The following is a 3,527-nucleotide window of genomic DNA, read 5'->3' as shown; positions in this document are numbered from 1 at the left end:
GGTGGTCCGGCCAGCACTGTGGAAGGCGGCGCAGGTCCCTTCGCTGGACACCATGGGCGCGCCCAGCGGAGTACGCGGCGTGCACGCGGCACCGTACGCCGCGCAGTCGGTCGGTAGGCGCGTTCCGGTGAGAATGCCCCCAGCGATGCAGGCCGGATGTTCCCGCGTGCTCAGGCCGGCCACGGCGAAGCGGGTCTCGGCGTCATAGGAGGCGAACTCGTCCGCGAGCGCGAAACCGCTCATCGGGATGGTGCCGATGCCCCGCCACATCCGGTCACGGACACCGAACACACGCCCGATGGCCGCCTGCGCCTGGATGTTCCCGGCCCGCCGCACGGCGCGGACGTACTGGTTCTCCACCTGCGCGCGGCCTTCTTCGAGCTGGCGCACCGCCATGAGGATGCCCTCCAGGATGTCGAGTGGCTCAAATCCGGTCACGACGACCGGGATCTGGTAACGCCGTGACAGCGGCTCGTATTCGGTCCATCCCATGACGGCACAGACGTGGCCGGCAGCCAGGAACGCCTGCACCTGGCAGCCCGGCGCGTCCAGCAGCGCGGTCATCGCCGGCGGGACGAGCACATGGCTGACCAGGACGCTGAAGTTCGTCAGGCCGAGCGCGTGGGCGCGCAGCACCGCCATGGCGTTCGCGGGCGCCGTCGTCTCGAACCCCACGGCGAAGAAGACCACCTCGCGGTCGGGGCACGCCGCGGCGATGCGGACGGCGTCCAGCGGTGAGTAGACGACCCGGACATCGCTGCCGCGGGCCCGCATGGCGAGCAGGTCGGTGCTCGTCCCCGGAACCCTGAGCATGTCACCGTAGGAGGTGAGGATGACCTCGGGGCGCCCGGCGATGGCCAGTGCTTTGTCGATGAGTTCCAGCGGTGTCACGCAGACGGGACAGCCAGGTCCGTGGATCATCCGGATCCCCGCGGGCAGCAGTTCGTCGATGCCCTGGCGGACGATGGTGTGGGTCTGGCCGCCGCAGACCTCCATCAGCGTCCATGGCCGCGACGTCACTGTGTGAATCTTGGTGAGCAGCCGCCGGGCGAGCGCTGGCTCACGGTACTCGTCGAGATACCTCATCGGGCCTCCTGGGCGGGTTCGGCGCCAAGCTCCTCGTCGAGCGCTCCCATCGCGTGCAGGATCTCCAGCGTGCGCCGGGCCTCGGCCTCGTCCACGAGGCTGATGGCGAAGCCGACATGGACGATGACGTAGTCGTCCACCCGCGCCTGGGGGACGTAACCGAGACAGACCTCTCGGGTCACGCCCGCGAAGTCGACCGTGCCCATGAGCAGGCCGGCGACCTCGGTCGTCGCCACGACGCGGCCTGGTATACCGAGACACACGGGCTTATTCCCCCCTCAGTCGCGCCGCGGCCACCGCGGCCTGGCCATAGCTCACTCCGCCGTCTCCGGCCGGAACCCGTTCGTTGAGCAACGGGGTGAGGCCGGCGGCCGCCAACGCCGCGGGGAGGGCTTCGGCAAGCAGCTGGTTGTGCATGACCCCGCCGGACAGGCAGACCGTTCGCAACCGGTGACGCCGGGCGGCATCGGTACACAGGGCGACGGTGACCGCGACGATCGTGGCGTGGAACCGGGCGGCGAGGACGCCGACGGCGACCCGGGCGTGCAGTCCCTCCACCAGCGCCCGCAGCGTCGGCCGCGGGTCGTAGACGAGCAGGCCGCCATGACCGACGATCCGCCAGGGCAGCTCGACAGCGCGGGCGTGCCCAGTGGCTGCCGGGTCCGGCGTGCTGACCCCGGGCGTTCCGGCCGCCAGCGCGGCGGCTTCCACCGTGGCGGCGGCCTCACCTTCATAGGTCACCTCGTCGCACAGGCCGAGCAGCGCCGCGACGGCGTCGAACAGCCGCCCCGCGCTGGAGGCGACGGGGCAGTTGACGCCGCGTTCGATCATCCGGGCGGCCACGGACACCTCACGATCGGTCAACCGGTCCAGGAACGGCGCGGCCAGGCGCCGGTCTGTCGCCGAGGGGCCGATGGCCGGCAGGCCGCCGAGCGGTTCCGCGCCGAACAGGTAGCCCAGCGCCACCCGGGCGGGACGGCGCAGCGCCGCGGTACCACCGGGCAACGGTGCCCGGCCGAACCGGGCCACCCGCCGATAGGAGACGAGGTCCGCGACCAGCACCTCACCGCCCCACAGGGTGCCGTCGTCGCCGAGCCCCAGGCCGTCGTAGGCGACGCCGATGAACCGCCCGGTGACACCGTGCTCGGCGGCGCAGGACGCCACGTGCGCATGGTGGTGCTGCACGGCCACGCGCGGCCGCGCGCCGCTCATCATCGCGTACCGGCTGGAAAGCGCGTACTGGGTGGAAAGATAGCCGGGGTGCGGATCGTGGGCGATGACGCGCGGGGTGATGCCGGTCATCGCGCACAGGTGCGCGAGAGTGCGTTCAAACGCCACCAGTGTGGGCTGCTGGGAAAGATCGCCCGTATGCGGCCCGACGACGGCGGTTGTCCCCTCGGCCAGGGTGAACGTGTGTTTGAGCTGCGCGCCGACGGCGAGCAGCGGCTCGCCGGCAGCGATGGGGAGCCGCAGCGGCCGCGGCGCGTACCCGCGAGCGCGCCGGATCATCGACCCACGCCCCGCGACAGCCCGGACGACGGAGTCATCGTAAGGGGAGCGGATGGCCCGGTCGTGGCTCAGGAACCCGTCGGCCACGGTGGCGAGACGGTCCCGGGCCTCGGCGTCGTCGATCACGATTGGTTCGCCCGAGGAGTTCCCGCTGGTGACAACGAGCGGTCTGCCCAGCTCGCCGAGGAGCAGCTGGTGCAAGGGGGTGACGGGCAGGAACAGCCCGAGCCGCGGGGCGCCCGGCCCGACCGCGTCCGCGAGAACACCATTATGGGCGCGTCGCAGCAGCACCACCGGCCGCGCGACCGATGTCAACAGGCCCGCCTCCACCGTGTCGATGTCGGCCAGCGCCCGCGCCGCGCCCAGATCGGTCACCATGACCGCGAACGGCTTGACCGGACGGTGTTTGCGTGCCCGCAGCCGAGCGACGGCCGCGTCGTTGGTCGCGTCACACACGAGCTGGTAGCCACCCAGCCCCTTGAGCGCCACGGTGCCACCACTGTCGATCATTGCGACAGCGGCGGCCAGCGCGGCCAGCGTGGCCGTGCCGCCTGTCGACGCGGCTGGCTGGGGATCCGTCCGCGGGCCCCGGCCGCCGGCCGGCGACCACCAGGCGAGCTGGGGGCCGCAGGCCGGACACGCGATCGGCTCGGCGTGGAACCGCCGGTCGCCCGGGTCGGTGTACTCGCGGGCGCAGTCGTCGCACAGGGGGAAGGCCCGCATCGTCGTGCGCGCGCGGTCGTACGGGAGGGTGTCGACGATCGTGGCCCGGGGGCCGCAGTCGGCGCAGTTGACAAAGGGGTACCGGTACCGGCGGTCGTTCGGGTCGAACAGTTCGGCCAGGCAGGCCTCGCAGGTGGCGACGTCGGCGGGCACCTCGCGGACATGGCTGGCCGATGCCGATGCAGGGGCCGGCACCGATGCAGGGGCCG

At 72.1% G+C, this 3,527-nt stretch carries 3 protein-coding genes; all 3 read right to left on the bottom strand.

Annotated elements, in window-relative coordinates:
• On the bottom strand, nt 1-1,086 hold a 1,086-nt coding region (hypD, locus tag MJ783_RS05700), incomplete at its 3' end, for a hydrogenase formation protein HypD (protein ID WP_239308873.1).
• Nucleotides 1,083-1,349, bottom strand: coding sequence for a HypC/HybG/HupF family hydrogenase formation chaperone (locus MJ783_RS05695; protein WP_239308872.1), 267 nt, complete (start codon nt 1,347-1,349; stop codon nt 1,083-1,085). The genes MJ783_RS05695 and hypD, both read right to left, overlap by 4 nt.
• A gap of 4 nt (nt 1,350-1,353) precedes the next feature.
• A partial coding sequence (gene hypF, locus MJ783_RS05690) for a carbamoyltransferase HypF (protein WP_239308871.1) occupies nt 1,354-3,527 on the bottom strand: 2,174 nt, incomplete at its 5' end.

It is taken from the genome of Protofrankia sp. Cj3, from assembly GCF_917627355.1.
In the GTDB taxonomy this organism is placed as follows: domain Bacteria; phylum Actinomycetota; class Actinomycetes; order Frankiales; family Frankiaceae; genus Protofrankia.
The sequence above is the reverse complement of the archived record's forward strand: the minus strand, read 5'-3'. Positions and strand labels throughout refer to the sequence as shown.